General features: G+C 36.2%; 24 protein-coding genes. 4 read left to right on the top strand and 20 right to left on the bottom strand.

Annotated elements, in window-relative coordinates; translation table 11 throughout:
- Nucleotides 1-20: 20 nt before the first annotated feature.
- From ABDZ63_RS15340 to ABDZ63_RS15325, 4 genes are all read right to left on the bottom strand, one after another.
- A complete protein-coding gene (locus ABDZ63_RS15340) occupies nucleotides 21-1,217 on the bottom strand; it encodes a DUF4317 domain-containing protein (RefSeq protein ID WP_343785012.1) in 1,197 nt (398 codons plus the stop codon).
- Between the two features lie 182 nt (nucleotides 1,218-1,399).
- The gene (locus ABDZ63_RS15335) at nucleotides 1,400-2,161 is read right to left on the bottom strand and encodes an SDR family NAD(P)-dependent oxidoreductase (RefSeq protein ID WP_343785011.1); all 762 of its coding nucleotides are present in this window, start codon (nucleotides 2,159-2,161) and stop codon (nucleotides 1,400-1,402) included.
- 175 nt (nucleotides 2,162-2,336) lie between these two features.
- Nucleotides 2,337-3,113 (bottom strand): SDR family NAD(P)-dependent oxidoreductase, encoded by a 777-nt coding sequence (locus ABDZ63_RS15330; protein ID WP_343785009.1) that lies wholly within the window; start codon nucleotides 3,111-3,113, stop codon nucleotides 2,337-2,339.
- A gap of 108 nt (nucleotides 3,114-3,221) precedes the next feature.
- Nucleotides 3,222-3,866, bottom strand: coding sequence for a GntR family transcriptional regulator (locus ABDZ63_RS15325; RefSeq protein ID WP_343785007.1), 645 nt, complete (start codon nucleotides 3,864-3,866; stop codon nucleotides 3,222-3,224).
- A 325-nt stretch (nucleotides 3,867-4,191) separates the two neighbouring features.
- Between ABDZ63_RS15325 and ABDZ63_RS15320 the strand changes: the two genes are divergently transcribed.
- Nucleotides 4,192-6,264 carry a catalase gene (locus tag ABDZ63_RS15320; RefSeq protein WP_343785005.1) on the top strand — a complete coding sequence of 691 codons (2,073 nt, stop codon included), beginning with the start codon at nucleotides 4,192-4,194 and terminating at the stop codon, nucleotides 6,262-6,264.
- A gap of 225 nt (nucleotides 6,265-6,489) precedes the next feature.
- On the opposite strand, the gene ABDZ63_RS15315 is transcribed toward ABDZ63_RS15320, so the two are convergent.
- The 4 genes from ABDZ63_RS15315 to ABDZ63_RS15300 form a co-directional block, all read right to left on the bottom strand.
- Nucleotides 6,490-8,199, bottom strand: a complete 1,710-nt coding sequence (locus tag ABDZ63_RS15315) for a GMC family oxidoreductase N-terminal domain-containing protein (protein WP_343785004.1) — start codon at nucleotides 8,197-8,199, stop codon at nucleotides 6,490-6,492.
- Entirely contained in the window at nucleotides 8,196-8,756 is a 561-nt protein-coding gene (locus tag ABDZ63_RS15310) for a hypothetical protein (RefSeq protein WP_343785002.1), read from the bottom strand. The genes ABDZ63_RS15315 and ABDZ63_RS15310 overlap by 4 nt, the downstream gene beginning before the upstream one ends.
- 268 nt (nucleotides 8,757-9,024) lie before the next feature.
- A complete protein-coding gene (lspA, locus tag ABDZ63_RS15305; RefSeq protein ID WP_343785000.1) occupies nucleotides 9,025-9,498 on the bottom strand; it encodes a signal peptidase II in 474 nt (157 codons plus the stop codon).
- 49 nt (nucleotides 9,499-9,547) lie between these two features.
- Nucleotides 9,548-10,294: a GTP cyclohydrolase II gene (locus ABDZ63_RS15300; RefSeq protein ID WP_343784998.1), complete on the bottom strand. Its 747-nt coding sequence runs from the start codon at nucleotides 10,292-10,294 to the stop codon at nucleotides 9,548-9,550.
- Nucleotides 10,295-10,483: 189 nt separating this feature from the next.
- On the opposite strand from ABDZ63_RS15300, the gene ABDZ63_RS15295 reads away from it, so the two are divergent.
- Entirely contained in the window at nucleotides 10,484-11,023 is a 540-nt protein-coding gene (locus ABDZ63_RS15295; RefSeq protein ID WP_343785029.1) for a helix-turn-helix domain-containing protein, read from the top strand.
- A gap of 73 nt (nucleotides 11,024-11,096) precedes the next feature.
- Nucleotides 11,097-12,749 (top strand): M20/M25/M40 family metallo-hydrolase, encoded by a 1,653-nt coding sequence (locus ABDZ63_RS15290; protein WP_343784996.1) that lies wholly within the window; start codon nucleotides 11,097-11,099, stop codon nucleotides 12,747-12,749.
- 147 nt (nucleotides 12,750-12,896) lie between these two features.
- On the opposite strand, the gene ABDZ63_RS15285 is transcribed toward ABDZ63_RS15290, so the two are convergent.
- The 3 genes from ABDZ63_RS15285 to ABDZ63_RS15275 all read right to left on the bottom strand — a co-directional run bounded on the left by ABDZ63_RS15285 (nucleotide 12,897) and on the right by ABDZ63_RS15275 (nucleotide 15,982).
- Nucleotides 12,897-14,294, bottom strand: a complete 1,398-nt coding sequence (locus ABDZ63_RS15285; protein ID WP_343784994.1) for an amidase — start codon at nucleotides 14,292-14,294, stop codon at nucleotides 12,897-12,899.
- Entirely contained in the window at nucleotides 14,287-14,487 is a 201-nt protein-coding gene (locus ABDZ63_RS15280) for a hypothetical protein (RefSeq protein WP_343784992.1), read from the bottom strand. Before ABDZ63_RS15280 ends, ABDZ63_RS15285 begins: the two co-directional genes overlap by 8 nt.
- Before the next feature lie 247 nt (nucleotides 14,488-14,734).
- Entirely contained in the window at nucleotides 14,735-15,982 is a 1,248-nt protein-coding gene (locus tag ABDZ63_RS15275; protein ID WP_425542001.1) for an amidohydrolase family protein, read from the bottom strand.
- Between the two features lie 223 nt (nucleotides 15,983-16,205).
- Between ABDZ63_RS15275 and ABDZ63_RS15270 the strand changes: the two genes are divergently transcribed.
- A complete protein-coding gene (locus tag ABDZ63_RS15270) occupies nucleotides 16,206-17,099 on the top strand; it encodes a helix-turn-helix domain-containing protein (protein WP_343784988.1) in 894 nt (297 codons plus the stop codon).
- 30 nt (nucleotides 17,100-17,129) lie between these two features.
- Here the strand turns inward: ABDZ63_RS15270 and ABDZ63_RS15265 are convergent, their stop codons facing one another.
- From ABDZ63_RS15265 to ABDZ63_RS15225, 9 genes are all read right to left on the bottom strand, one after another.
- Nucleotides 17,130-17,519: a transposase gene (locus ABDZ63_RS15265; protein WP_343784986.1), complete on the bottom strand. Its 390-nt coding sequence runs from the start codon at nucleotides 17,517-17,519 to the stop codon at nucleotides 17,130-17,132.
- Between the two features lie 374 nt (nucleotides 17,520-17,893).
- Nucleotides 17,894-18,436, bottom strand: a complete 543-nt coding sequence (locus ABDZ63_RS15260; RefSeq protein WP_343784984.1) for a site-specific integrase — start codon at nucleotides 18,434-18,436, stop codon at nucleotides 17,894-17,896.
- Nucleotides 18,429-18,638: a hypothetical protein gene (locus ABDZ63_RS15255; RefSeq protein WP_343784982.1), complete on the bottom strand. Its 210-nt coding sequence runs from the start codon at nucleotides 18,636-18,638 to the stop codon at nucleotides 18,429-18,431. Before ABDZ63_RS15255 ends, ABDZ63_RS15260 begins: the two co-directional genes overlap by 8 nt.
- A 170-nt stretch (nucleotides 18,639-18,808) precedes the next feature.
- On the bottom strand, nucleotides 18,809-20,251 hold the full coding sequence (locus tag ABDZ63_RS15250) for a fibronectin type III domain-containing protein (protein ID WP_343784980.1): 1,443 nt from the start codon (nucleotides 20,249-20,251) through the stop codon (nucleotides 18,809-18,811).
- 11 nt (nucleotides 20,252-20,262) lie between these two features.
- Complete coding sequence (locus ABDZ63_RS15245) at nucleotides 20,263-20,586, bottom strand: hypothetical protein (protein WP_343784979.1); 324 nt, start codon at nucleotides 20,584-20,586, stop codon at nucleotides 20,263-20,265.
- The gene (locus ABDZ63_RS15240) at nucleotides 20,573-20,917 is read right to left on the bottom strand and encodes a hypothetical protein (protein WP_343784977.1); all 345 of its coding nucleotides are present in this window, start codon (nucleotides 20,915-20,917) and stop codon (nucleotides 20,573-20,575) included. The genes ABDZ63_RS15245 and ABDZ63_RS15240 overlap by 14 nt, the downstream gene beginning before the upstream one ends.
- Nucleotides 20,917-21,246 carry a hypothetical protein gene (locus tag ABDZ63_RS15235; RefSeq protein WP_343784975.1) on the bottom strand — a complete coding sequence of 110 codons (330 nt, stop codon included), beginning with the start codon at nucleotides 21,244-21,246 and terminating at the stop codon, nucleotides 20,917-20,919. The genes ABDZ63_RS15240 and ABDZ63_RS15235 overlap by 1 nt, the downstream gene beginning before the upstream one ends.
- Nucleotides 21,243-21,881 carry an ATPase gene (locus ABDZ63_RS15230; protein WP_343784973.1) on the bottom strand — a complete coding sequence of 213 codons (639 nt, stop codon included), beginning with the start codon at nucleotides 21,879-21,881 and terminating at the stop codon, nucleotides 21,243-21,245. The genes ABDZ63_RS15235 and ABDZ63_RS15230 overlap by 4 nt, the downstream gene beginning before the upstream one ends.
- The gene (locus ABDZ63_RS15225) at nucleotides 21,881-22,234 is read right to left on the bottom strand and encodes a hypothetical protein (RefSeq protein ID WP_343784971.1); all 354 of its coding nucleotides are present in this window, start codon (nucleotides 22,232-22,234) and stop codon (nucleotides 21,881-21,883) included. The genes ABDZ63_RS15230 and ABDZ63_RS15225 overlap by 1 nt, the downstream gene beginning before the upstream one ends.
- Nucleotides 22,235-22,237: the final 3 nt, after the last annotated feature.

Below are 22,237 nucleotides of genomic sequence, written 5' to 3'. Positions count from 1 at the left end.
TGGTTGCGACTACCTTTTTATTACTCTTCATGATTTAGGTCTTCCACCTTTTGCATTAAAGCTTCTGGAATCATCTCAAATCCTTCAACAACTGTATTCTCTTCAACCTCAATCATAAGGCAAAGCTTTCCACCTACTTGTGTTTGGCGGACATATTTTAAGTCTTGTGGACTAACGGAGATATCGGCTACTTTTGTCTTAATTTTAATCGACTTTGAATTATATTTCGGTACAACGTTACTTGCTTTTAACTCATACGCCTCATCGTCAATCACGGTCTTGAATGCCTCTTGAACTTTCTCTGGATCAGTATCTTTTACCCCACTACTTTTTAACACTTTTTCTACATCTTTGTAATCTAACTTTGGTGGCTCTTCCTCTTCACTTTCTTCTACAACCCGATGAACTTCTTCGTATACATTCGAAAGAGTAGATGTGTTTATTTTTTCTCCCGCCACTTTTCTAATTACTTCTTCAAAAACGACTTTATCCTCTTGAGCCGTCACAGCCTCCTCAGCATTTAACACTTCTTCAATAAAGTGGTAGTTCAGTTCATATGCCTTACCAGATGAGTACAGCACGTGATTGATATCTGATGCATTGTCTGTTATAGCAGGAAATAAAAAGCCAGAAATAGGCTTTTGTAAATTAATGACTGGGTCAACAACAATGTTATATTTAAACTCTTTTTGTACATAATCAAACAACAATTCCTTTTTCGGGTCTTGTGTTTTATTCATGCTACACAAAATAAACGGGTGTGAATAAACCGTATTGCCACTACTCTCCTCTGTTTCATCACTACTCTTCTTAGACGGATTACGAAACTCAGCACGAATGAACGTGACAACAATATCCATTTCATATTGTTTATCTTCCAACATTTTCAAAACAATCTTAAGCATTTGTTCTTTCCATTCCTCAGTTCCTTGACTTAGAAGACCTTGATGAAGAATGAGCTGACTGCTATTTTCGACATTACGTTGGAATTTTAACTCAAACAGCTTTTCATCTAATCTACCTGTTAACACTTTCTTAAAGTTGTTCATAAACAACTCTTGCTGCTCTTCTTCTAGTAAATCAAACGGCATACTTTGATGATGGTAGATTTCACTCGATTCTTTCATAATATAAACGTTGAAGATCTCATGAATATATAATAGATCATTATTCACTTTAAATTGTTTGCGTATATTAGCAATGTCTTTTTTGTTCAATTTAACTCCACTCCTATGTTGATGATTAATGCATGACATTGATTAATTCTATCATAATTATTATAAAAATAACGGAAATTCATAACTAGACAAATTAATCAAAAAACAGGGTATTAACATCTGATCAGATGTTAATACCCCAAATAAAATACCAACTTAAAGTGGAAGTATCTTTTAATCTTTTAATCTGCTTGCATACCACCGTCTACATTGTATAGTGAGCCTGTAACAAATGACGTTCTTTCAGAAGCCAAGAATAATACAACTTCCGCCACATCTTTAGGCGTACCAAATCGCCCTAGTGGAATTCCCTGCTTGATTGCTTCTCCAGCGCTTCCTGGGTCATCCGGACTTACATTTCTCTGAATACCTGATAGCATTTGTGTATCAATTGCAGCCGGAGCTACTGCATTGACACGTATTCCACTATCCGCAACCTCAAGTGCTGCTGTTTTCGTAATTCCAGCTACGGCGTGTTTTGAGCCAATGTAACCAACCATACCTGCTGAGCCAATGTATGCAGCATTCGAATCTGTATTTATAATGCTCCCATACCCTTGTTTTTCCATTTGTTTTATGACATATTTCAACCCTAGAAATACGCCTGTTACATTAATATCCATAATATTTTCAAATTGTTTTTTCTCAAGGTCTTTTATTGGGGTTGCTGGACCAGCTATAGCAGCGTTATTAAAAAACACATCTATAGATCCAAATGATTCAACTGTCTTTTCAACATATTGCTCAACCTCTTCTTCTTTCGTAACATCTGCTTGGATAGTTAATGTCATCTCAGGATGATTTAACGATTTCTTAGTTTTCTCCAAAGCTTCTGAACTAATGTCAACAAGCGCGACTTTTGCTCCTTGTTCTAAAAATGCTTTTGCTGTCTCGATTCCAATTCCACCAGCACCACCAGTAATTAAAATTGTTTTATCTTTCATAGAACAACTCTCCCTCGCTCAATAAATTAAAATAAATAATTAGAAATCAATAAATACTCAGATGGTTGTATTTAAAATTTTTTAGTTAAATTATATTAACTAAAGCATGCATCATCATTTTGTTTAGGAAAAGGCTTAGAGCCCACCACTTTACTTAGTTTTATACTATACTTCATTACCTCACAGTAGCTTGTCCACCATCTACTGGTAACAATTGTCCTGTAATGAACTTAGAAGCATCACTAGCTAGAAAGACCATTACTGGACCTAAGTCTTCATCAGGATCACCATATTTGCCACCGAGTGGAATTTCTTTTTGGTTTTCCTTCTCCATAGCTTCAAGTTGTTCTGGGGTTAAATTAGAACGTGCATCTCTATACATAGGGGTATCAATTGCCGGTAGAACAGCATTCACACGAACCCCCTCAGGTCCCCATTCAGCAGCAACACTCCTTGTCCAAGACATCACAGCCCCTTTAGAAGCAGAATAGAGTGTTGCACCTGCTTCTTTTCTTAAGCCTGATATAGAACCGTAGTTGATAATGGCTCCGTATCCTTGCTTACGCATTAGTTTAAAAGCCTCTTGGTTGATTGTTATGGTTCCTTTCACATTTATGTCCATAAGAAATTCATAATCTTGATCTGAAATATCCAAAGCAGGGGCTGACTTTTGAACGGCAGCGACATGGGCTAATACATCTAAACCACCCAATGCCTCAGATACTTGTTTAAATACAGACTCAATCTCTGAACGATTTTGTAAATCGCAATGATAATAAATTGCCTTACCTGGACCTGCTTGATTCACTTCATTAACTACTTCTTCACCTAGGTCATCAAGTACATCAAGTGAAGCAACAATTGCTCCCTCTTTAACATAAGAACGTACAGTTGCAGCACCCATTCCTCGGGCTCCTCCTGTTACTACTATTTTCTTTCCTTCTAATTGCATACAATGACCAACCTCCCTCTAATAATTTTAATGTTAACGTTTACACATTCAATGTATCAAACTAAAAGTCGATTGTCGACAATTTTAACTTTTATAAAAAAGGAAGGATTACCCCTTTCCCTTTTTTAATGCCTCAGATATTGCTTCCTTAGCTTGTACAAAGTTTGATTCTAGTATTGCGGTTGCAAACTCAATAAATTTAGGGTGAAAATTTTCCATCGTCTTAATGTCCCATTGAACTTGAGCAAATATATTTAATATTTGGTTAGCCTCTTCATAAAATTTTATTAAAGCCTTGTTATTGGGCATGTAAATAATAAATCTAAATAATTTTTCTGTATGATTTTGATATTCAATGACATCTTTTTCATTGTACTTTTGCTTTGCTTTAACAAATAGTCCATGAAATTCACCTTGGTTTTCTTTAGTCCAACTATCTTTGGACAAGTCAACACCTTGCTGAATAATCCCTACCATAACAAAAAGGTAATCTAAAATATCCTTATCTGTAAATGGTTTTACAATCGTGCCTCTCCTTGGAACACGGTCAACAATTCCTTTTACTTGCAATAAATATAATGCTTCTCGTACAGGTGCACGACTTGTATTTAACTCTTTGGCTATTTCCTCTTCTACAATCTTATCACCGGCTGTTAATTCTCCTCTTATTATTTTCTCTAAAATAAACCTACTTATTTGTTGTGGTAATGACATTCCAAATTGTTCTGATCCATCTGAGATACTATTAAACATGTTTTTCAACTCTCCATATATACAATTTAAGCTTTATATTATTATAACAAAAACAAACACTCAAGCACTCAAATGAGGATAGACATAAGAATCTTAAACAGTAAAGAACGACTAATGGGACTAATACCGGCTATGGAAGTATACTTTAAAATATTCGTCTTCAAACTCTTTTCATTTAGCGTGCCCATGCTCATTACTAATTCGCAGCATGACATGAAAAAAGAGAAATATTGTTAACATATAATGGTTAAATATATGAATAAATTTGATCGGCATTAATATATATGGTTAGTGGACTGAAATCTATCTTTGGAGGGGTGTTGTCGTGGATAAGGATTGGGGAAAAAAGGGCAAGAAGTCTCCTTATAGAGATGAAAAAGACGAACAACTAGAACAGTTTCGTGAACAAAATACTGGTCCAGGAAAGAAAATGACCGATGATAACGGTACAAAAGTTTCAAATGATGAGTGGTCTTTAAGAGCTGGAAGACGTGGTCCTGTATTATTACAAGATTTCCATTTTTATAAGAAGCAAACACACTTTAATCGGGAACGAATACCAGAAAAGGTCGTTCATGCTAGAGGCTTTGGTGTGTATGGTGAATTTGAAAATTATCAATCGTTAAGTCACCTTACTAAGGCTCACTTTCTGCAAGAACCCGGACGCAAAACACCTGTTTTCTGTCGTTTTTCTAACTTTATCGGAAATAAAGGTTCAAAGGATACAGCAGTCGATATTCGCGGTTTTGCAGTCAAGTTTTATACACAGGAAGGAAACTATGATTCTCTAGCACTTCAATTCCCTGTCTTCGTTATTGCTGATGGCATGAAATTTATGGATGTAACTCATGCAGCTAAACCGAATCCGAAAACCCATGTTCCACAAGCAACTGTTGCACACGATAACTTTTGGGACTTTGTCGTAAATAATCAAGAGACCGCTCATATGGTAATGTGGTTAATGTCAATGCGTGGTCGACCGAGAAGTTGGCGCATGATGGCAGGCTGGCCAATCAATACGTTTCGATTTATTAATGAACAAGGAAAATCGACCTTTGTTAGATTTAAATGGGAGCCGAAACTCGGTGTTCATTCTTTGTTACTTGATGAAGCTAATATTATCGGAGGGGTTGACCCAGACTTTCACCGCCGCGATATTATTGAGGCGATTAGAAAAGGAGCCTATCCTGAATATGAACTAGGTGTACAGTTAATTGATGAAGAGGATGAATTTAAGTTTGACTTTGACGTTTTAGATAATACAAAGCTTTGGCCAGAAGAAGAGATCCCTGTTCAAACAATTGGTAAATTAACATTAAATCGACTTGTTGATAATTTCTTTGCAGAAGAGGAACAGTCAGTATTTGACCCAGCTAGTCTAGTTCCAGGAATTGATTTTACTAATGATCCTGTCCTGCAGACTAGAGCGATTGCTTATAGAGATACAGAGTTACACAGACATAGTTCGGCCAATTTTGAAAACCTCCCCGTTAATAGACCAATCGTTGAGAAAAACTTTAACCTACGTGATAACTTATTGAGACACCGGATTGATGTTGACTCCGTTCATTATCACAAAAATTCATTAGCCGGAAATACACCAGCAGAAACCCCTCCTGAACAAGGCGGGTACGCTCATTACCCTGGTGAAGTAGAAGGACATAATACGAGAGAACGCCCAGGTGAATCGTTCTTTGACTTCTTTACACAGCCGAGACTATTCTGGAATAGTTTGACTCCAGTTGAAAAACAAGACCTTACAGATACATTTAGTTACCACTTGGGGTATGTCGAAAGTGAATCAGTCAGACAGCAAAATGTGGAGATGTGGGCGAATGTTGATACAGAAATGGCTTGTCAGATTGCTGATAACATAGGTGTAGATCGTCCTAGGGGTACGCACGTTCAAGAATCAAGAAGTTCACCAGCTATTAGCCAGTCCAATACACCACATCTAGCCAATACACAAAAGGTCGGTATTTTAATTGGCCATGAATTTAACAGTGTAGAGGTCAGAAATACAATTCAATTCCTAAAGCAAAATGGGGTATTTGTAGAAATTGTCAGCGAGAATCTCGGCCATGTTACAGGTTCTGATGGTACAAAGATCAAAGTAGACAGGACGTTTAATACAACTTATCAAGTCTTATATGACTCCCTCTATGTTGTTGGAGGCATTGCTAAAAATCAAGGGAAGTTTGTACAGAATATAACGAATTTCATCAATGAAGCATATAAATCCTATAAGCCAATTGGTTTAGCAACCACTGCACAGTCTTACATTCACTCCACACAACACAATAACTTAGCCGGAGTAGTTTTTGCTGCAAACAACCCAAACTTTGGAAATGATTTCGTCTATGCCATTAGTCAACAACGCTTTTGGGAACGAACGTAGAAAGCTGGTCAGTGAAAACGCCACGACCTGTGCGTTTCAGAAAACAGCACGAGTCAGTTGGGGAATTTTATTCAGCGTTCGGCATTTTTTGTAAGCATTCGGGCATTTTTTTATCAGTGCTCAGGCCCGGTTTATCAGCACTCGGGATCATTTATCAGCGCTCAAGTTTTTAAACGCAAAAAATCCGAACGAATTCATTGATGATGAATTCGTTCGGATTTTTCTTTAACTAAAATACTTTAAAGCTAATTTCTCTGCTGTTCTTGTTGCAAGAGCTTGTGTTGTTGCAGTCGGATTAGGTCCACCTAAACCATTATAATCAACACTATTATCAGCGATGAAAAGCCGTTCTACTTGATACGCTTCACATGATGAATCCACAACATAGCCCATCCTCATAGTACTATGTATATGGATAAAATAGTTCGGTGGCAAGTCACTGCGGTGAACTTGTTTCGCACCTGCTTTTCGTAAAATATTTGTCGCTATTTTGGTTAATTCTTCTCTTCTCTTTTTCGACCTTTCACTTGGCGAATAATGTATGATAGGGACTGGTCCATGTTCATCTTCAATATGAGGGTCCAGCTCTACTCGGTTACTATATTGGACTTCATCATCTGTAATAATTAATAAAGATAGCGTTCTACTGTAGTTTTTCATAGCTTCATCTAGCTCTGAACCAACAAGCCTTCCACGTTGGTCCCACATGTTAGAGTCATTTTGTTGGAGACTATTATAACCATATTGACTAAATCCAAATAGAGATTGTGCTGCTATACCCGGACTTTCACCCAAAGTCTCAATCATACCAACCCCTGGATAGTCCAGTCGCGCTCCTGAAGTATGACCAGCGAATGGATATGTCGATGGACTACCGACAATCTCCATTAATGTACTCTCATCAAAGGTTCCTGTTACCGCATCCATATAATGATTGGTTAAGCCACGGCCTACCCATGAGTTATATGGCAAGTCAGAGTTTAACCATAGACGAGGTGTTTCAAAACAACCAGCTGCCATAACAACTACTTTCGCACGTAATTCTTCGGTCTCACCCGTCCAAGTGTCACGAATTTCGACCCCTGTCGCTCTTCTTTCACCACCTGCCGTATTTTCTGTTAATACCTTTGTTACAAACGTATTTGGCCTAAACGACACATTCCCTGTCTCCATTGCCAAAGGAACATAACTGACTACTGTTGAGCGTTTAGCCATTTTTTCTAAAGAAGGACCATAAGGACAACCTTGCCCACAAAGGCCAGAAAGCGTACATCCTTCCATATGACTTATTTCTTCCATGGAATAGTTAGGGTTCATTAAATTCTCATTGGGAGGTAAGATTGCATTTGGTTGTGGACGGTAGCCAGTGCTTGTGACATCTAATGTTTGATTCATTGAATAACCAGCCTTTTCTGCACCAAAATAAAAAAGAGCTTCTTTCGTTGTTGTTGGTGCAAATTCAACGGGTAAAGTCGCTTCTACTTTTTCATAGTAAGGAATGAGCTCATTGTAGCTAATTGGCCATTCATTATCGATCGCCTCTGGAAATGCTCGTGGTGAATTGGAATAGTAATGAAGTGTCCCACCACCAATGCCAGAAACTTGCCATAGTAACGACCGATCTGGAACATTTCTAAACCAAGGCGAACGCCTGCGATCTGCTGGACCCCAGCGGAACTTACCATTTATAAGATCATCCATGTCATTTTCGAGTCTTGTTAATTGATTTCTGTAAAGAGCTCCATCTAAATCTTTTGGATCAGAACTTTCTTTTACCTGACCTCTGTTTTTATTTGGTTCAGGCCACTTTTTATTTCCATACCAAGGACCAGCATCAAGCACTAACACACGAATACCTAATTCTCCAAGCTCTTTAGCGATTACCGGTCCACCAGCACCAGCACCAATAACAATCACATCTGGTTCTGTTCTCATGTATTCACCTCTGCCATAGTTAATAAAAATCCACGGAAATCACGATAGCCTAAGGAGACTCCTGGATACCCAACTAAAAACCAACCTGGGGGAAAGAATTCGAGAGTACGATAACCTGGGGGATTGAGCCGTGTCGTTCCATAAGCGGGCCATTCTGAATAATAGCCAAACATAGAAAAACGATTTAATGCATCTGTAATAAACTTAACCATCCCACCATTATTCTGAAAAGGAGATGGCAATAAATAAAGATCGAGCTTTAGATTCTCTAATGCAGATAACGTTCGAATTCGATCATTTTTGGAAAGATAAGAAAACATTCCCCCATCAGGAAACTGACTGTTGTGTAAAGGATGTACCTGACTGGCATTTACGAGCTGGGTTGCTGCTGAATCTAACATGATGGCTATGGGGTAAGCTAGAGGAACAGCTTGATGTTCTAACTGCTTTTGAATTGAAATATTCTGATCAAGACCACTAATGAGGTATTCATGAACCCCCAAATCGATCGCATTATAAGTGGATTCATATCCATATTGATGAGTTGAGGGCAACAAGGCATCGACAAGTGCCTTATAAGTTTCAAAGACATAATCTTGAGATTGAACGGTCTTATTGATGTGCCTACACCTCTTTCTAATTTAATCAGACTCTTACTATTGTATTGTTCTATATCATGTTATATGACATATTTTGAATGTCTGGAACACTAGGGCTACGAAAGACGCTATACATTTTAACGTAAACTTCCTTAATCCATGAAAAAAAGCTCCCCACAAGTTTGGTAAACCTATGAGAAGCTTTAATTTATTTTCATATGGGGGATTAAGACATTCCTAAAGTCTTTCTCTTTCTAATAAAGTCAATAATAATCGCATCTATAAATATTAAGATCACACCAAATACAAGAGCATAATCTGCTAAATTAAGAATACCTTCACGAAATTGAAAATGAATAAAATCGGTGACTTGATTAAATAAAACTCGATCAATAGCATTACCCATCGCACCACCTACATAAAGAGCAAGCCCAATTCTCATAACCTTACTACTTATATAACCCTTATGAAGCATAAAAATAACTATAACAGCAATGATGATCGCAACAGGAACAAAAAGACGGCCATACCCTTGAAATAATCCAAACGCAGATCCGCTATTTTGAATATGAGTAAAGTTCAGAACACCGTCCCAAACCACCATCGTATCGCCTAATTTTAAATACGTACGAGCCCAGTACTTAGATATTTGATCAATTAAAATGACGAGAAAAGCAACACTATAAAAAAGGATAAGCATCACACTTTCTTTGTTTTAATCAACGAAGCATCAATATCATAACTAAATCTTAGCTTAACTCCTCTTCACGAATGTGACCGGAACGATTTACTTTAGTTTCTAAATATTCTTCATTAAACTCTGAACGATCTCCCCATAGCATTACTCTTCTTGACACGGGTAACCCAGCATATTTTAGAGCCGCTATTTTCTTAGGATTATTAGTCATAAGAGTAATGGATTTATGTCTTAAAGATTTTAAAACTTCAATCGCATCACTATAACTTCTAACATCATCATCAAAACCGAGCGCTTCATTTGCTTCAACCGTATCGTAATCATGTTCTTGAAGAATGTAAGCCATCGCTTTACTAAATAGACCAATCCCTCTTCCTTCATGATTAGCTAAGTAAAATAATGCACCTGTACCATGTTCGACGATCTTTTTAATGGATTGATTTAATTGGTATCCACAATCACATCTTTTACTTCCGAAAATATCACCAGTGTGACAAATAGAATGAAAACGAATGAGCGCATCATCATCACCCTCAAAATCTCCATATACAAGCACACTTGACTGTTGGAATTCCGCTAAATTATCAAAAGTCAGTTGATTTATCAATTCTTCATCATCTTCTATTATTTCATCGCGTTTTATCCAGCTATACCATTTAAATTTAACTGTTTCACCATTTAAATTTACTGGAAGGTTAATAGGTCCAACTAAATAAATTGCACCTTGGTCCTGCGTGATCAGTTGTATTCGATCTTGAAGAATCGCAACCACCTTTGAATCAGACTTTGTTTGTATCATGAACAAACCACCTTTTTCCATTGGTTTCTTAATTTAAGTACTTACATATTTCATACTTGAGTCAATTTGTTTTTTTATATGAAAAAATATTGTCTATAAGATAACAAAAGTGGTGTGGATTGTCAACGATTTATTTGCTAATATATAAGTATGTTTCCTATTAGTAAACTAATTTTAGAGGTGATTCATTTGGATATCGGCACGAAAATACGGGCAATACGCAATAGAAAAAAAATAACAATCGCACAAATGTGTGAAGGAACCGGCCTTTCAAAAGGATTCATTAGCAATGTTGAAAATAATAACACTTCACCTTCTATCAATACATTAAATACGATCGCTTCATTTCTCAGCGTCCCACTACCATATTTACTTTTAGAAAAGAAAAAACAAATGCAAGTCATACGTAAAAACTCGAGGGATCAGTCAACCTTTAATGGTTTAAAGGTTGAGCATTTAACTTCAAAAGGTGGATTAAGAATGATGATGGTAGAGCTTCCTACTGGTGCAACGATCGGAGAACCACATTCGCATGAAGGTGAAGAATGTCATCTCGTATTAGAAGGGAAAATTCTCGCTGAACAAGGAGAAGACTCTGTAGTAGTTGAAGAAGGAGATTCATTTAGCTGGAATGCAAGTGTACCTCATTTTGTTAAAAACATTGGTAATGAAAAAGCAGTAGTCCTAATTTCCATTTACTCAGATACAGAATTAATGGATGTTTTATAAAATTGATTTCCTTCTATATAAAGTCTTAAAATTTGATAAAATATATATACTAACTAGAAAAGAGGTTAAGCCAATGTTACAGTGCCGTAATGATGTACTAGCTTTCACAAAACAACTTGTTAATACTAAAAGTGTCGTAAACACTAATGGGGAAAAAAACATTGCCCATTCCATATATAACATGATCTCATCTTTCCCTTATTTCACTCAAAATCCTGACCACCTATTTCTAGAACAGACTTACCAAGATGAACAAGAACGCTACAATGTTCTAGCATTTGTCAAAGGAAAAAAAGGAAACAGTAATCGAACTGTGATCTTAATGGGGCATATGGATACAGTTGGAACAGAAGATTTCAATCAATTAGAAGAGAAAGCTTTCTTTCCAGAAGAGTTAATGGAATCGCTTGAAGATGAAGAACTCCCCCCTTCTATCAAAGACCATTTACACTCAAAGGATTGGTTATTTGGCCGCGGAGTCCTTGATATGAAAAGCGGAGTTGCAAGTAACCTGTATCTCTTAAAATATTATTCTGAGCACCCTGAAGAATTAGAAGGCAATATTGTCTTCTTAGCAGAATGTGATGAGGAGGATGGTTCAAACGGAATTCTTTCTGCCTTAAAAACGTTGAACCTCTGGAAAAATGATCACGGATTTGAATATGTGGCGGCTATTAATGCAGACTTTGTATCACCACGATATGAAGGTGATGAAAATCGTTACATTTATAAAGGTACGGGAGGAAAACTGTTACCATCTTTCTTTATAACTGGGGCAGAAACACATGTAGGGTCTGCTTTTGAAGGGATGGATCCTAATTTTCTAGCAGCTCACCTCACAACACAAATTAATTATAATCCAGAACTAAGTAACGCGGCATACGGGGAAACACCTGTCCCACCTGTGTCCTTGAAACAAATGGATTTAAAGCCAACCTACACTGTCCAAACAGCACTATCTGCTTATGTTTACTATAACTTCTTTATTCATTCCTGGACACCTAAGGAAGTGCTTGAAAAGTTAAAAGAACAGGCGTTAATTGCGTTTAACAATGCCCTTGCTTCTTTTGAAGAAAGGCATAAGCATTATTGCAAAATTAGTGGACAACCATATGAACAACATAATTGGAAGCCTAGAGTATTGACGTATGAAGAAATGGAGCAATTATTAATAAAAGAAAATGGTGATGAGTTCAAGACTCATATGAACGAATTTAAAGACAACTTATTAAACGACCCTGAACTAGATACACGTATGTTTGCTGCACGGGTAGTAGAAGAAGCATGGAAATGGATGAAGGATAAAGACCCGACCATGATCCTTTTTTACTCGTCATTGTATTCCCCTAGAATTGAATTAACAGGGAAAAACGAGGACGAACTCGCCTTAATTGATGCATTAGACCAAGCCGTTTTAGACATACAACCAAACTATCAGTATCCGATCGTTACTAGGAACTTCTTCCCTTATATTTCTGATATGAGCTTTGTTGCTCTTAGTGATCGTGAAGAGGACATTGATGCTGTAACAAACAATAACCCTGGTTGGGGGACTAAACACTATGTCGAGTATCAGGACATTCGAGAGTTAAATGTACCAGTTATTAATATTGGTCCTTATGGCATCGATGCACATAAGAAACTAGAAAGAATGGAGATGACTTATTCACTAGAAATCGTTCCTAACCTAACAAACCAGGTGATTGTAAACCTATTAAGACGTTAAGGAAAAAAGGTTGGGGCAAAATAAGTTCTAATAATAGAAAGTCCGAACGATTCATCATATATGAACTCGTTCGGGTTTTGCAATTCAAATAGGCCTGAACGCTGATATGAATAATCTATCAGACAAGCTTTTACCTACTTGCAATAATCAGCGAAGCATAGGTAATTGACCTCCTAATGGATTCGTACTCTCCCAAGCACTTCCAACCTGAAAAATCAGCTTCTCATTAAGGTGATTACCCATAATTTGCATCCCAGAAGGAAGTCCTTCAGAAGATAAGCCGATTGGAACAGATAGATTAGGTGTACCAGTTAGGGTTGTCGGTGAAGTAAAAGGAATTAAACGCTGCATCACTTCAAGATTTTGTTGGACCCAGTTAGATTGATAAGGATAAGCAGTCAGAGGTGCTGTAGGTCCGATTAGGATATCGACATCTTCATAAGCCTTTTTAAACGCTTCTGTCATTTCTCGGCGAACTTGTTGGGCTCTTATATACTCGTTAGAATTTGTCAAAAAACCAGTTTCCATAAAAATACGAACATCTAAATTAAAGTCTTTTGCACTTTCCTGTAACATCTCTTGATATAAATTAGCCGCTTCTCCTGTCACTGTTACATAGCCAGCATATGCGGCCATTTCTAGTTCTGGAATATCTATCTCTTTTACATTAGCTCCCAAACCTTCTAATTTGTAGATCGCCTGTTTAAACAAACGCTCGACATCAGCATCTAATCCTTTTAAGAAATAACTTGGAACACCAATTTTAACGCCTTTAATTCCTTTATTAAGGTTTTCACAGTAATCAGGGATCGGCGCTTTTATACTAGCCGGATCTTTTGAATCATAGCCAGCCATAACATTAAGCATTAAAGCCAAATCCTTTACCGATCGTGCCATTGGGCCTCCGTGATCCATTGAACGGGCAAGATTAAGTAAACCATATCCGCTTACTAATCCATAAGTCGGTTTTATTCCATATACACCGGCCCATGCAGAAGGTAGTCTGATTGAACCAAATGTATCAGTTCCTGTTGCTATGGGGGTTAATCCCGCTGCTAAAGCAGCTGAACTTCCTCCGCTAGAGCCACCTGGCGTATAAGATAGATTCCATGGATTTCGTGCGTGACCATAATATTGATTTGTATTAGTTTGACCCCCGCCAAACTCATGCAGATTCAACTTCCCTAACATAATGGCTCCGCTACATGAAAGCTTCTCAACTACTGTAGCGTCCTCTTTAGGGATATAATCATATAACAGCTTTGAACCTGACGTCGTTCTAATGCCCTTCGTGTTAAAATTGTCTTTATGCCCGATTGGAATACCGTGTAAAGGTCCTTTATAGAACCCATTCATAATTTGGTTTTCCGCATGCCTCGCTTCTTCTAAAGCAATCTCAGGAATTATAGTAATATAAGCATTAACAGACTGATTAACTTGTTCAATCCGATTCAGAAGTGACTCTGTTAATTCAACAGGGGATAATTGCTTATTTTTAATAAGTGGTGCTAGTTCACTAGCTGTTAGATAACTTAATTCAGTCAAAACGAATTACCTCCTGATCGAATACAAGAATTGACACTTGACGATACCAATCGCGCCTTTCCTTAACAGGAGTAGAGTAGTATTGAATCGTATCTAACATGAATTGCAAATATGGAAGGTCCCCTTCAAAAACAGGAATCCCCTTAGATTGTAAATCCTGCCCGATACAAGCTGCTTGTAAGTTGCTATCCATCATATTCACCCTTTTATTATTGCCTACACGATATCATCATATGAAACAATTGGGTGTATGTGCTTAAGTATGTTGTATATAATAGTCGATTATTACCCATGTAAAAGTCTTTTCGTAAATAACCGGGTTTCACCACCCCAAACAAGTTATATTGCAAGTGGTCTTGGAACTATTGCTGCATTAGGATTTATGGGAACATTCTTAGCAAGCACTGCAGCATTCTTCGCTTCCATACTTGCTGCAATACTTAATTTATATTTACTGCTTCCCATTTCTCCATAAATGCTTGTAGTGATCGATTAACATCTTCCTCGCTTGGAATACTACGCAAAATATCCTCTTGATTGTATGCTTTTCCACCTTTAACTATTAAATCGATTTCCTGTGTATGCTTAATATTGTCTAATGGATTCTCATTTAAGATGACTAGGTCTGCGATTTTACCTTCTTGGATTGTTCCAATATCATCTAGATTAATAGACTTAGCGGCATTCACTGTTGCTGCTTGTAGAGCCTCTATTTCCGTAAATCCAATTTCCACAAATATTTCTAGTTCCCGGTGTAAAGCCATCCCTGGGTATGTATACAGTAAGGCTGGGGTATCGGTTCCAGCAACCACTGATCCACCAACCTCATAATAGGTTTTAGCAATTGCTTTCGTTAAGTTGCTTACAACAGCAGTACTTTCTTTTATAGTCGCTTCAAGTTCTTCATGACTTTTCCAATATTCTACAGGATGCTTACTATTTTCAATAGATTCTATCACTTTATTTTTAGGTGACCAAATGTTTGGATAACTCATTGCTTGATCGAACAGAACCATTGTTGGGCATAGTTTTACATTGTATTCTAACATTTCCTCACACAGTTCTTTAACTTTTTCTTGATCTGGTTCTTCCCAATTTATATGACTCCACTCTGCTTGATCCGCTAGTGGACTCCACCCTTTATAAATCTCCTGTGCAAAGCCAGATGCATGTTCAAACCATGTAACCCCCATTTTCGCTGCATCTAATGCTGTTAATTCCTTAGAATTTATTAAATCAATAGATACTTCCAAGCCAAATTTCTTTGCTTCATCAGCTGCCGCTCCCATAACATCTCTCTTAATCCACCCATATAGTTTAATAAATTTCGCCCCTACTTCTACTTGTCTACGAACTTCAATTCTTGCTTCTTCTGGATCGTCAGTTACAAAATTAACATAACTAGTCGGACCCCATTGTCCAGGTGAACCATCAATCATTCTATCTGAAGCGTACACTCTTGGTACTGATGCATGATCAGGTTTTTGAATTAAGTTATTGAGTAGGAGGACATTACCTGCCGTGTTCCGTACAGTTGTTACTCCTGATGCTACAAAATGAGGCGCGAATCCCTCATTAATATGACAATGCATATCGATTAATCCTGGAATGATAAATTTCCCTTTTGCATCGATCGTTTTATCAATTGTTCCTGGTCCTTCAGGCAATACTTCACCCTGCTTTATCATTCTTTTAATCTTATTTCCTTCTACTTCAATTGCCCCTTTAAAAGATACTCCATTCTCCACATCAATAATCGTTCCATTTTTAATTAATAATTTTCCCATTATTTTTTCCTCCTAAATTAAAGTAACTGTATTCATTATTCTGATTTTATTGTATCTTGATTATAACTATAGATTTTTAAAATTATCATATAGTGGAATGTTTATCTTTTCAGGGGGGATTAAAGTGGTGGTGGAATACGGTAAAACACTAAGAATGATAAGAAAACAAAAAGGAATTACCTTAAAGCAGCTTGCAGATGGTATCTGTTCTGTTTCTTTTCTATCAAAGTTTGAACGTGGGGATTCTGATATAACACTTAGTCTTATGACAAGACTAATAGAAAAGCTAATGATGAACTTTGATGAGTTCTTATACATTCATCACGATTATCAACCTGATCAACTGGAACAATTTTTTAAAACAGCAAGCACTGCCTATTTAAATAGAGACGTGAAACAACTGAAGCAATTAAAAAACGGACAAATAAACAAGTGGAAGCAATATGGCGTAGAAACCTATCATTATAATGCTCTATTGATTGAAGTATATGAAAGTATAGTAGATAAGGATTATATCGATGAAGGAGTACAAGAAAATGATATTCGACTCCTTTCTGATTATTTATTTCGAGTAGAGGTATGGGGATATTATGAATTAACACTTTATAATGGAACGTTACTATTACTAAAGCCAGATATGGTCATTATGCTATCAAGAACCGCTTATGAAAAAAGTGCTCGTTTTAGAGAATATAAAAAGGTGGATGATGAGATCACAGCTGTGCTTTTTAATACCATTATATTTTTGCTTGGTTCTGTGAATCGATTTCACGAAGAGTTTACATATCAAAAGGAAATTAGTGAATTTATATCCTACCTTGAAACCATTGCAATCCCTGAAAGCAACTTAACGGAAAGAGTATATTTATTACAGCTCAAGGGTTCCTATGACATCAGAACAGGTAACAAGGAAGAAGGTACTGCAAAAATAAAACAAACTATCCAATTATTAAATGATCTGAATGCTACCAAGATGGCGAATAATATAGAGCAATACCTTGTGCAAATTATACAATAACGAAGAAAAACCGAACGATTTGAAAGAGAGCTAAAACGCTCTCTTCACCCCTTGTTGCCACAAAATTTTACTTCTTAATCGTTCAAAACGCTTGACCCCAAATGAATCACGTTTTAAGACTTTGATCGTGTTGTTTATGCCTTCGATATAGCCATTATTGAATGGATGCATGAAGGATTGGAAGATCTCTGTCTTCCATCGTTGGAACGTCTTGGTTACGCGGTGAAAGGCGTCAATATTTGATTCATTCATGGCCTGCATACAGACCTCTAATCCTTGTTTAGCCGTTGATTCGTCACTTTCTTTGAACCACTGGTCTAACTTTTGCTTTCTCACATTGGTAAATAGTTCGATGACGAAGCTTCCTAATTCCTCTCGAATTTCCCATACATCCACATTCGTATCTTTAATCCCCAGCACTTTCTATGATAAAATGATTTTGCACTTATTTCCTCTCCTTTTGCCTTTTGTCTCACAACATTAGGTTATCAAAAAGATAAGGTAATAGGTGCATTTTTTATCATTTTTTGAGGATTTTCTCATCCCATGGTGTATCTAGGGACACCACCACATTTAGTATAGAGTCAAAATAACAGCAATCAAGACTGTTGATATATCAACAGTCTTGATTGCTGTATTATTCAAAACTTATCTTATCTTTACTTGGTAATACCGGTGGTCGGGGTTGTTATAGTCTTCTAAATACTGTTTTAATAGGGTTTTGGTGTTATATTGTGTAGAATATGTGTAGAAATATTTTAGCCTTCAATTTTTATTGAGGGCTAATTTTTTTCTTATAAGCTAAAATCATCAATGGCTTGATCTATAATATCTTGATTAATACCAATATACCTAAGTGTAATTGAAGGTGCTGAATGGTTAAAGATGTCTTGCAGCAATGCCACATCTTTAGTTCTTTTATAAAAATGATATCCGAATGTTTTTCTAAGGGTATGAGTGCCAATTTCGCTAACTCCTACAGATCGTGCAGCTGCATTTAATATTTTATAGGCTTGTACACGTTTAATCGGCTTATTAGACCGCTTAGACTTAAACATATAATCCTGATCACTCATGTTTGCTATATATTCACTTATATGATCACTTAGATCAGTGTTGATCCTAAAACGCTTCATTTTACCTGTTTTCTGCTCTTGAATGGTTATGTGCGTTTTATTCTTAACATCTTCCACTTTTAAGCTTAGCAAGTCACTTATTCGCAGGCCAGTATTAATCCCCATTACAAATAAAAACCAATCTCTATATGATCGTTTTAGTAGAATGCTTTTCATTTTCTCAATCACTTCTGGATCTCTAATTGGTTGAACTTCATTCATCTTGATCACTCCAACTTATAACAATATCACCATATCTACCTTGTAGCTTACAAATGTACTTAGCACCATACATAAACCAACCTGTACTACAACTGTATAAAACGTTGTTAGGAAACAACTCACTAACATGATCTATTAAACTATCATAGCCATGATCATTAACAAGTTCATAAGCCTCTTTATAACTCATTGTCAGATCCATTTAACCACCTCATTTTATATACATTGAGTTTCTTTCTATTATATAGAAGAATACAATAAGTTTATTAAATTCTTAAAAAGAAACAGCATTTATATAAAAATGCTGTCATACCAAGGTTTGTAGCTTATCCGACTATGAAACATATTATTTATTGTGTTTCATAAAATCATTTATCGAACTCTAGTATTCCTTAGATTCTTATTTCTCTTTTTTGCTGCTTCAACGATTAATCGAATAATCTTAGGTACAAACATGATTGCTAATGATAACAATACAAAGCCACCAATAAGTTTTAAAATTGATGAACTAGAATCCAACAATCCTTCAGCTCCAAATGGTAAACTAACATCACTAATGTCTATAATTGGTGGTGTAGGCGCTGTTGTTTGTACGTAAACACCCTCTGATTCTATTCCATCATATTCTGTTGTGACTTTGTATTCGTACTCATTACCTTCTTCAACTGTTAAGTCGCTAAATTCGGTACCGTTTGTTTCAAAGATAGGTTCGTGATCGTCCCCTGTTTCGTCAGCATGCACCGTGTAACTTTGAAAAAGATTAAAATTTAAAGAATTTAAAGAAACTTCATGCCCTTCGCTTGTTGTTTTACGATAAATTATTGCTTTATCAAAGTAGTATTCTGGATTATCCCAACTTAAATTTATTTTTTCTTCTTCTGAATTATCGGCAGTTAAATTTTGAACTTCTTGTTGTCCTGGTTCTACTTCTGGTTCATTTGTTGTAACGTCAACCGTTTTTAAGTCTGTTTCTTCTCCATCTTCATAAACAGACTTAAAACCTATTTCATAACTTGTACTAGGTTCTAGTCCAGTTATTGAATATTCTTCTTCTGCTGTCGTTGTATGCAATTCACCATTTAAATAAATTTCTAAATGATCAAAACCATTTGTAGTTGGTAAATTGTAAATTAAATCAATTGAACCAATGTTTTCATTTGCGCTTATATTTTCCACGTTTTCTAATTCTGGTTCATTTGTTGTAACATTGATCGTTTCTGTTTCTGTTTCTTCGCCATCTTCATAAACAGACTTAAAACCTATTTCATAACTTGTATTAGGTTCTAAATCAGTTATCGAATACTTTTCTTCTTCTGTAATTCCGTAAACTTCTTCATTTAAATAAAACTGGACATAATTAAACCCGTCATGTTCTGGTATGAAATAAGTTAATTCTATAGAGTTTGTATTTGTAATATATTGTAATTCTTTAATGTTTAATTTTTCTTGTGGTTCTTCGGTGGTAATCGTGTAGTTTGTTTCTGGTATAACATCAACACCTGTTACATTTAGATTACTGTTCTCATGACCCCGAATTCTAAAATATTTTATATATTCAAAAGAACTAACCATAGAGGCTGTCGTGTAGGGTAGTTCTTCTGGTGTGTCCCTCGAATGATATGGAGAAAATATACGATCATGATCAAATGCAGTTAAATGATAAAATTCACCAGATCCATTTATTGTTATTTCTTGATACACTTCGGTGGATATAGGTTCATCAAATACAATATAATATTCACGTTCATCAGCGTTAATAGTTAACGGTATTAATAATAAAAATAAAAGTGTTGTAATTAATATTTTCTTTTTCAAAATGCCACCTCCTAACTCACTTTTTCTCTAACATTCATCAACACTTGTGCATTAGATGTATCTGTCCCCATCTGCTGCAAATACCCCGTCAAAAACATCTGCAATATCTTAACGTGTTCACCATTCAACTCAACCCCAACATTTGCACTCTGTTCATCAACCTTCCCAGCAGCTTGACTTAATTCACTAATTAACGATTTATAATTGTTAAACTGTGCTTTCCCCTGCTCTTTCCCAAACTGATTAATCAAAGCTTGTTTGGTGTAGCTTTTCATGAACTTAAGTAGCATTAACAATATGGATAACTCACCTTTTTCAAATTCAATTCGCTTCATTGAGCACAAACCTCCTAACGTAATAAGGTTCAATCCGATCCATGACCTCTAAGAACATATAGATAATTCTTTGCTCACTAATACGGTTTAAATAGATAACTAGAAACATGTTTAATAAATCTTGTTGGTAAACAGCTAAATCAACGGAAGGACTTACTTTATCTCTTTTCAAGTCTTTAATTAGATCATTGTAAGCTACTTCAAACAGCTTGTACTTTTCTTCTACTTGATACTTGTTAAGGTAACTTTTCATGCTAATTAAAATACGTGCCTTGGTATGTTCCATGTCTTGAAATAACTCTCTAACTTCTTCATTCGTTAATAAAACCATTAACCAACACCCTCCAATTCCTCAATATAATCATCTAGCTTGGCTTTCTCTGACTTTGTTAACTCATGCTGCTTCATCATAAAAAATGAGTTGCGACCTATTTTCACTCGTCTATCGACAAAACGCTTTTTACGTTCCCAATGCATACACTTGTATGGCACTAAAATGTAACCATTTTTGTGTGCCACATCTTCAGCAACTGACAAAGCGTGATTAAAACTATACTCTTGCATCATTTTTGCGTATTTAACGACTGGCATTGATGGGAAATGATAGAGTAATTGCCTTGGATCTTTAGCTCTATATTCAATCGGCAAAATACTAATCATAACGCTACCACCTTTCGACTTTCATTATGGATACGTTCTAATTCTTCAAAGAACTCACTTGCTTTACGCTCTGTATTAGGTAACGGAAAACCTTGTACCATATTATGCGTATCATAAAGGTTCGCTTTATATATTTGTTTTAGCTTGTAGTTAGGTACAAATTGAGAATGTAGAAACTTACCATTTGCCCCATACTGTTTAGCCTGGTAATCAAAAAAGTTTAAAACCATGCCTTTTTTACCACGGTTTGATACACTCACCAAAACTTCTACAATCTGACGAATTCGACCATCAACATTTTGAATAGATGGACTACAATACATTTGTATCGACTTCATTTTACGTACGTACATGAGCAATTGCGTTGCGTAAATTGAAGTGCTTTTCAATGACTGACGACTATCAAAAGCCATTTGTGCTTCGTCCCAACAACAAATGCTCCCCTGCACTCGTGCTACATCATACCAATCTTTATAATCGAACATATTAGATGAATCTTTTAAACCATAGTTACTAAATAAAGCTATATCGCCACCCTGTTCCCTTACCTTGTGCCGCCAATGGTGAGCTAATATAGACATAGTTAAAGTCTTACCTGCTCCTAGTCCACCTTCAATAAAGATGTGATAAGCCATTACCTCTTCCCTCCTTTGTCTTTCTCTGCCATAACAATTGGCTTAGGTGGTTTTGGTATTAATGCTTCAATTGTTTCAATGTAGTATGAAGGGTTCGCAACTAGCTTCTTACCTTCCATAATGAATTTAATTAAACCCTCATACGGATTTTCCTCACCATGTAAGTAAGGATTGTCGCCTAAATCCCTCAAATACATAATTGCCTTAATTTGTTCAGGCCTTAGATCCTGAGCTTTGTTCTCCATGTTTTCTAAAACCTGTTTAACATCACTCACATGTTGTACTTCTGGGAACAAGTTATCACTAATAACTGACTGTAGTTTGTCTGCATTTTTTGCATTTTGATCATTCATTTA

Source organism: Alkalibacillus silvisoli, assembly GCF_039521975.1.
Taxonomy (GTDB): domain Bacteria; phylum Bacillota; class Bacilli; order Bacillales; family Alkalibacillaceae; genus Alkalibacillus; species Alkalibacillus silvisoli.
This window is presented reverse-complemented; position numbering and strand designations above follow the sequence as displayed.